Source organism: Ramlibacter sp. bp-362 (genome assembly GCF_054956735.1).
The window spans coordinates 203,067-210,709 of the sequence record NZ_JBUDXE010000009.1; the positions used below are offsets into that span (position 1 = coordinate 203,067).

The 7,643-nt window shown below is 69.5% G+C and carries 6 protein-coding genes; all 6 read left to right on the plus strand.

Features of this window, described 5'->3' with window-relative positions:
• The first annotated feature begins 12 nt into the window (after positions 1–12).
• The 6 genes from ACY0MJ_RS15120 (at position 13) to ACY0MJ_RS15145 (ending at position 7,529) form a co-directional block, all read left to right on the plus strand.
• Positions 13–2,349, plus strand: coding sequence for a bifunctional salicylyl-CoA 5-hydroxylase/oxidoreductase (locus ACY0MJ_RS15120; RefSeq protein WP_462639305.1), 2,337 nt, complete (start codon positions 13–15; stop codon positions 2,347–2,349).
• Positions 2,333–3,193 carry an enoyl-CoA hydratase family protein gene (locus ACY0MJ_RS15125; protein ID WP_462639306.1) on the plus strand — a complete coding sequence of 287 codons (861 nt, stop codon included), beginning with the start codon at positions 2,333–2,335 and terminating at the stop codon, positions 3,191–3,193. Before ACY0MJ_RS15120 ends, ACY0MJ_RS15125 begins: the two co-directional genes overlap by 17 nt.
• A gap of 1 nt (position 3,194) precedes the next feature.
• A complete protein-coding gene (locus ACY0MJ_RS15130) occupies positions 3,195–4,337 on the plus strand; it encodes an acyl-CoA dehydrogenase family protein (RefSeq protein WP_462639307.1) in 1,143 nt (380 codons plus the stop codon).
• Positions 4,334–4,732, plus strand: coding sequence for a RidA family protein (locus ACY0MJ_RS15135; RefSeq protein WP_462639308.1), 399 nt, complete (start codon positions 4,334–4,336; stop codon positions 4,730–4,732). The genes ACY0MJ_RS15130 and ACY0MJ_RS15135 overlap by 4 nt, the downstream gene beginning before the upstream one ends.
• Positions 4,733–4,753: 21 nt before the next feature.
• Positions 4,754–5,935: an acyl-CoA dehydrogenase gene (locus ACY0MJ_RS15140; RefSeq protein ID WP_462639309.1), complete on the plus strand. Its 1,182-nt coding sequence runs from the start codon at positions 4,754–4,756 to the stop codon at positions 5,933–5,935.
• A 67-nt stretch (positions 5,936–6,002) separates the two neighbouring features.
• Complete coding sequence (locus ACY0MJ_RS15145; RefSeq protein ID WP_462639310.1) at positions 6,003–7,529, plus strand: AMP-binding protein; 1,527 nt, start codon at positions 6,003–6,005, stop codon at positions 7,527–7,529.
• The last annotated feature ends 114 nt before the right edge of the window (positions 7,530–7,643 follow it).

A 7,643-nucleotide genomic window follows, 5' to 3' on the forward strand; every position in this document is an offset into this window, starting at 1 on the left:
CTTGGAGCAATCATGAACATCGTCTGCATCGGTGGCGGTCCCGCGGGTCTGTACTTCGCGTTGCTCATGAAGAAGCAGGACCCGTCGCACCGGATCCGGGTGGTGGAGCGCAACAAGCCCTACGACACCTTCGGCTGGGGCGTGGTGTTCTCCGACCAGACGCTGGGCAACCTGCAGGCGGCCGACCCGCAGACCGCCAGCGAGATCCTGGGCGCCTTCAACCACTGGGACGACATCGAGGTCAACATCCGCGGCCACAAGATCACCTCCGGCGGCCACGGCTTCTGCGGCATCGGCCGCAAGCGCCTGCTCAACATCCTGCAGCGCCGCTGCGAGGAACTGGGCGTGGAGCTGGTGTTCGAGACCGAGGTGCAGGGCGACCAGGACTATCCCGATGCCGACCTCGTCATCGCCAGCGACGGCCTCAACAGCCGCATCCGCACCAAGTACGCCGCCACCTACCAGCCCGACATCGACGTGCGGAAGTGCCGCTTCGTCTGGCTGGGCACGCACAAGAAGTTCGAGGCCTTCACCTTCGCCTTCGAGGAGACGCCCCACGGCTGGTTCCAGGCGCACGCCTACCAGTTCGACGGCGACACTTCCACCTTCATCGTCGAGGCGCCGGAAGACGTCTGGCTGAAGGCCGGCATCGACAAGATGGAGAAGGAGGAGTCCATCGCCTGGTGCGAGCGCCTGTTCGCGAAGTACCTGGACGGCCACAAGCTGATGTCCAACGCCTCGCACCTGCGCGGCTCGGCGCAGTGGATCAAGTTCCCGCGCGTGGTCTGCGACACCTGGGTGCACCACAACGGCCGCGCGCCGGTGGTGCTGATGGGCGACGCCGCGCACACGGCGCACTTCTCGGTCGGCTCCGGCACGAAGCTGGCGCTGGAGGATTCCATCGAGCTCGCCCGCTGCATTGCCCGCTCGCCGCAGGACCTGACGCAGGCGCTGCGCGAGTACGAGGCCGTGCGCAGCGTGGAAGTGCTCAAGATCCAGAACGCCGCGCGCAACTCCACCGAGTGGTTCGAGAACGTGGCGCGCTACGTCAAGCTGCCGCCGGAGCAGTTCGCCTATTCGCTGCTCACGCGCAGCCAGCGCATCAGCCACGAGAACCTGCGCCTGCGCGACAAGGGCTACGTGGAGCTGTACGAGGACTGGATCGCCGAGCGCGCCGGCGCCCACCGCAAGCCGCAGCAGCAGCCCATCCCGCCGATGTTCACGCCCTTCACGCTGCGCGGCGTGACGCTGAAGAACCGCGTGGTGGTGTCGCCGATGGCGCAGTACTCCTGCGTGGACGGCCAGCCCGCCGACTACCACCTGGTCCACCTGGGCGCCCGCGCCATGGGCGGCGCCGGCATGGTGGTCGCCGAGATGACCTGCACCAGTCCCGACGCCCGCATCACCCCCGGCTGCCCCGGCCTGTGGAACGAGGCGCAGCGCGACGGCTGGAAGCGCATCGTCGATTTCGTGCACGCGAACAGCGACGCGAAGATCGCCATGCAGCTGGGCCACGCCGGCCCCAAGGGCTCCACCCGCGTGCCCTGGGAAGGCGGTGAGGACCTGCCGCTGGAATCGGGCAACTGGCCGCTGATCTCGGCGTCGCCCCAGCAATACCTGGACGGCGTGAGCGACTGGTCGCGCGCCATGACGCGCGCCGACATGGACCGCGTGCGCGACGACTTCGTGCGCAGCACGCGCTACGCCGCCGAGGCCGGCTTCGACTGGCTGGAGCTGCACTGCGCCCACGGCTACCTGCTCTCCAGCTTCATCTCGCCCCTGACCAACCAGCGCACCGACGAATACGGCGGCTCGCTGGAGAACCGCATGCGCTATCCGCTGGAGGTGTTCCGGGCCATGCGCGCGGCGTGGCCGCAGGACAAGCCGATGTCCGTGCGGATCTCGGCGCACGACTGGGTCGAAGGCGGCATCACGCCCGACGACGCCGTGGCGATCGCGCGCATCCTGCAGGCCGAAGGCTGCGACCTGGTCGACGTCTCCTCGGGCCAGGTGAGCAAGAAGCAGCAGCCGGTGTACGGGCGCATGTACCAGACGCCCTTCGCCGACCGCATCCGCAACGAGGCCGGCATCGCCACCATGGCGGTGGGCGCGATCTCGGAAGCCGACCACGTCAACAGCATCATCGCCGCGGGCCGTGCCGACCTGTGCGCCGTCGCTCGCCCGCACCTGGCCAACCCGGCGTGGGCCCTGCTGGAAGCGGCGAAGATCGGCTACCACGACGTGGCGTGGCCCAGGCAGTACCTGTCCGGCAAGACCCAGCTGGAACGCAACCTCGAACGCGAAAAGGCGCAAGCCGCCATGGAGACCAGGAATGAGCGATTCAACTGAGCGCGTCGATCCGGCGCTGGCCGCGGGCAACCGCAAGCAGCTCGCCGGCTACCGGGCCGAGCACTTCCGCTGGCAGGTGGACGGCGCCGTGGCGACGATCACGCTGAACCGGCCCGAGCGCAAGAACCCGCTCACCTTCGCGTCCTACGCGGAGCTGCGCGACCTGTTCGGCCAGCTGAAGTACGCGACCGATGTGCACGCCGTTGTGATCGCGGGCGCCGGCGACAACTTCTGCTCCGGCGGCGACGTGCACGAGATCATCGGCCCGCTGGTGCGCCTGAAGGCCCCCGAGCTGCTGATGTTCACGCGCATGACCGGCGACCTGGTGAAGACCATGCGCGCCTGCCCGCAGCCCATCGTGGCCGCGGTGGACGGCGTCTGCGCCGGCGCCGGCGCGATCGTCGCGATGGCTTCCGACCTGCGCCTGGGCACGGCGCGCAGCAAGACCGCCTTCCTGTTCAACCGCGTCGGGCTGGCCGGCTGCGACATGGGGGCCTGCGCCATGCTCCCGCGCATCATCGGCCAGGGCCGCGCGAGCGAGCTGCTCTACACGGGCCGCGCGCTCGGAGGCGAGGAGGGCGAGCGCTGGGGCTTCTTCAACCGCCTGGTCGCGCCGGAGAGCCTGGTCACGGAAGCGCAGGCGCTGGCGCGGCAGCTGACCGAGGGCCCGACCTTCGCCAACGGCATCACCAAGACCATGCTGCACCAGGAATGGGCCATGACGATCGAGCAGGCGGTCGAGTCCGAGGCCCAGGCGCAGGCCTTGTGCATGCTGACGCAGGACTTCACGCGCGCGTACGAGGCCTTCGTCGCCAAGCAGAAGCCGCGCTTCGAGGGGAACTGAGGTGGCCGACCGCACGTACCTCGACTGGCCCTTCTTCGAAGACCGCCACCGCAAGCTGGCGGCGGAACTCGACCCCTGGGCCGCCGCCAATGTCGCCGGCCTGCACGGCCACGACGTCGATGCCGCCTGCCGCACCCTCGTGCGCAAGCTGGGCGAGGGTGGCTGGCTGCAGCATGCCGTGGGCGACCGCATCGACACGCGCGCGATCTGCCTGCTGCGCGAGACGCTGGCCCGCCACAACGGCCTGGCCGACTTCGCCTTCGCCATGCAGGGCCTGGGCTCCGGCGCGATCAGCCTGCAGGGCACGCCGGCGCAGAAGGAACGCTGGCTGCCGCGCGTGGCGCGGGGCGAGGCGATCTCGGCCTTCGCGCTGTCGGAACCCGACGCCGGCTCCGACGTCGCCAGCATGCAGTGCGCCGCCCGCGTCGAGGGCGAGCACGCCGTGCTCGATGGCGAGAAGACCTGGATCTCCAACGGCGGCATCGCCGACTTCTACGTCGTGTTCTGCCGCACCGGCGAGGCGCCGGGCGCCCGCGGCATCTCGGCCTTCATCGTCGAGGCCGGCACGCCCGGCTTCAAGATCGCCGAGCGCATCGAGGTGATCGCGCCGCATCCGCTGGCGCGCCTGAAGTTCACGAACTGCCGCGTGCCGCTGGCCAACCGCATCGGCGCCGCCGGCGAAGGCTTCAAGGTGGCGATGCGTACGCTGGACGTGTTCCGCACTTCCGTCGCCGCGGCGGCGCTGGGCTTCGCCCGCCGTGCCCTCGACGAGGCGCTGCACCGCTCCACCACGCGCAGGATGTTCAACGGCACGCTGGCCGATTTCCAGCTCACCCAGGCGAAGCTGGCGCAGATGGCGACCACCATCGACAGCGCCGCGCTGCTGGTCTACCGCGCCGCCTGGCAGCGCGACCAGGGCCGGCCCGTCACCAAGGAAGCGGCCATGGCCAAGATGACCGCCACCGAAGGCGCGCAGCAGGTGATCGACGCCGCCGTGCAAATGTTCGGCGGCCTGGGCGTCACCAGCGGCCAGCCGGTCGAACAGCTGTACCGGGAAATCCGGTCCCTCAGGATCTACGAAGGCGCGACGGAAGTGCAGCAACTGATCATCGCGCGCGAACTGCTCAAGGAGATGAAGGCATGAAACCGGAAGCCGTGCTTCCCGCGGGCTGGCCCCGCCCCAAGGGTTACGCGAACGGCGTGGTGGCGCAGGGCCGCATGCTGTTCATCGCCGGCATGATCGGCTGGGACGGCGACTGCGTCTTCCACAGCGACGAGTTCGGCGCCCAGGCGCGGCAGGCGCTGCAGAATGTCGCCGACGTGCTGAAGGCGGCCGGCGGCAGCGGCGAGAATATCGTCCGGATGACCTGGTATGTGGTCGACAAGCGCGAATACCTGGCTGCCGGCCGCGAGGTCGGCCAGGCCTTCCGCGAGATCATCGGCAACTACGACATCGCCATGACAGCGGTGGAAGTGAAAGCCTTGATCGAGGACCGCGCCAGGGTCGAGATCGAATGCACCGCAGTCCTGCCCGACTGAAACACTGAACCCGGAGTTGCCATGGCCGCTGCCAAAGCCTCGTTCCACTGGGACGACCCCCTCCTGCTGGACCAGCAGATCACCGAAGACGAGCGCGCCGTGCGCGACGCGGCCCGCGCGTACTGCCAGGAGAAGCTGGCCCCGCGCGTGCTGGAAGCCTTCCGCCACGAGAAGAGCGACCCGGCTATCTTCCGCGAGATGGGCTCCCTGGGCCTGCTCGGCCCGACCATCCCCGAGCAGTACGGCGGCGCCGGCCTGAACTACGTCTGCTACGGCCTGGTCGCGCGCGAGGTCGAGCGCGTGGACTCGGGCTATCGCTCGATGATGAGCGTGCAGTCCTCGCTGGTGATGGTGCCGATCAACGAGTTCGGCAACGAGCAGACCAAGCAGAAGTACCTGCCGAAACTCGCCACGGGCGAGTGGATCGGCTGCTTCGGCCTGACCGAGCCGAACCACGGCTCCGACCCCGCCAGCATGATCACGCGCGCCCGCAAGGTCGATGGCGGCTACAAGCTGACCGGCAGCAAGATGTGGATCACGAATTCGCCCATCGCCGACGTGTTCGTGGTCTGGGCCAAGGACGACAGCGGCGCGATCCGCGGCTTCGTGCTGGAAAAGGGCTGGAAGGGCCTGAGCGCGCCCGCCGTGCACGGCAAGGTGGGCCTGCGCGCCTCCATCACCGGCGAGGTCGTGATGGACGAGGTGTTCTGCCCCGAGGAGAACGCCTTCCCCGAGGTGCGGGGCCTGAAGGGCCCCTTCACCTGCCTGAACTCGGCGCGCTACGGCATCGCCTGGGGCGCACTCGGCGCGGCCGAGGACTGCTGGCACCGCGCCCGCCAGTACGTGCTCGACCGCAAGCAGTTCGGCAAGCCGCTCGCGGCCAACCAGCTGGTCCAGAAGAAGCTGGCCGACATGCAGACCGAGATCACGCTGGGCCTGCAGGGCTGCCTGCGCCTGGGCCGCATGAAGGACGAGGGCACGGCCTCGGTGGAGATCACCTCCATCATGAAGCGCAACTCCTGCGGCAAGGCGCTGGACATCGCGCGCCTGGCCCGCGACATGATGGGCGGCAACGGCATCAGCGACGAATTCGGTGTGGCCCGCCACCTGGTGAACCTGGAAGTCGTGAACACCTACGAAGGCACGCACGACATCCACGCCCTGATCCTGGGCCGCGCCCAGACGGGCATCGCCGCCTTCTGACCTTCTCCCACTCCCTCCCCCTCTGGGGGAGGGCTGGGGTGGGGGCACTCCCGGGCACGACCGATCCATGACGACGTACCCCTCCATCCTCGCGATGCTGGACGCCACCAGCATCGCCTTCCCCGCCCGCGAAGCCGTCGTCTTCGGCCCCACCCGCTGGACCTACGCCGACCTGCGCCGCATCGTCGCCGGCCTGGCGCAGCGCCTGCGCGACGAGGATGTGGCCGGCGCGCGCGTGGCCACGCTGCTGCCCAATTCGCTCGCCGCCTGCGCGGCCCCCTATGCGATCGCGGCGGCCGGCGCGCAGCACGTCCCGCTGAACCCGCTCTACACGGCGCGCGAACTGCAGTACATGCTCAAGGACGCGGCGCCGCGGCTGCTCGTCGCCGACGATGCGCTGGCCGAGCGCGTGCGGCCGCTGCTCGCAGCGCAGCCGGGGTGCCGCTTGTTGCTGGCATCCGAGCTCGCGACGTCCTTCGAGACCTGGCGGGCGGAGGAAGGCGCATCGCTCTCCAACCTGCATCCCGCGCCCGAGGACCTCGCCATCCTCCAGTACACCGGCGGCTCCTCCGGCTTGCCCAAGGGCGTGAACCTCACGCACCGCGCCATCGCCACGAACATCACGCAGCGTGACGGCCTGCTGCCCGTCAGCCGCGACGGCGAGCGCGTGCTGTGCGTGATGCCGCTGTTCCATTCCTACGCGATGGCCATGGGCCTGTTCCTGTGCGGCTACGCGGGCGCGACGCTGGTGGTGCTGCCCGGGTACCACCCGGAAAGCGTGCTCAACGCGATCTCCGCCGAGCGCATCACCATCTTCCCCGGCAGCCCGACCATCTTCACCGGCCTGATGCAGCACGAAGCCTTCGCTCGCACCGACTGGTCGCGCGTGCACACCTGCTACTCGGGCTCCGCCGCGCTCTCGCGCGAGACCATGGAGCGCTGGCAGGCGGCCACGCACGCACCGATCTTCGAGGGCTACGGGCAGACCGAGGCCGGCCCGGTGCTCACCTTCAACCCGCAGGCGGGGCCGGTGAAGATCGGGTCGGTCGGCATCCCGGTCGCGGACACCGAGGTGCAGGTGGTGGACCTCGTGGACGGCACGCAGGTGCTGCCCGCCGGCGAGCGCGGCGAGATCCGCGCCCGCGGGCCGCAGGTCATGCGCGGCTACCTGAACCTGCCGCGCGAGACGGCGGAGGCGCTGCGCGATGGCTGGCTCTACACGGGCGACATCGGCGAGTTCGACGCCGACGGCTATCTCTACATCCGCGACCGCAAGAAGGACCTGGTGATCACCGGCGGCTACAACGTCTATCCGCGCGAGGTGGAGGAGGTGCTGTACACGCACCCGGACGTGCTGGAGGCGGCGGTGGTGGGGCAGCCGGATGCGTACCGCGGCGAGGTGCTGCGGGCCTTCGTGGTGATGCGGGCGGGGCGGGCGTTCGACGAGGAGGCGCTCAAGGCCTTCTGCGCCGAAGGGCTGGCGCGCTACAAGGTGCCGGCGCGGATCGAGGCGGTCGAGGCGTTGCCGAAGACGAGCGTGAACAAGATCGACAAGAAGGTGCTGAAGGAGCGGGTGCGACGGGGAGCGGCGTGAAGCTGGGGTTCGCTGCGCTCACCACCAGCCTACGGGAGCCACGGCTGTCTTTGGGATCGGAAAAGGGTGGTGTGAGGGGAAAGGGTGGAGCTTCACGGGTAGAGCTTCGTGGGG

Bases quoted from the DNA above. Each gene is read 5' to 3' on its own strand.
- ACY0MJ_RS15120 (WP_462639305.1), top strand. From the start codon at position 13: ATGAACATCGTCTGCATCGGTGGCGGTCCCGCGGGTCTGTACTTCGCG.
- ACY0MJ_RS15125 (WP_462639306.1), top strand. From the start codon at position 2,333: ATGAGCGATTCAACTGAGCGCGTCGATCCGGCGCTGGCCGCGGGCAAC.
- ACY0MJ_RS15135 (WP_462639308.1), top strand. From the start codon at position 4,334: ATGAAACCGGAAGCCGTGCTTCCCGCGGGCTGGCCCCGCCCCAAGGGT.
- ACY0MJ_RS15140 (WP_462639309.1), top strand. From the start codon at position 4,754: ATGGCCGCTGCCAAAGCCTCGTTCCACTGGGACGACCCCCTCCTGCTG.
- ACY0MJ_RS15145 (WP_462639310.1), top strand. From the start codon at position 6,003: ATGACGACGTACCCCTCCATCCTCGCGATGCTGGACGCCACCAGCATC.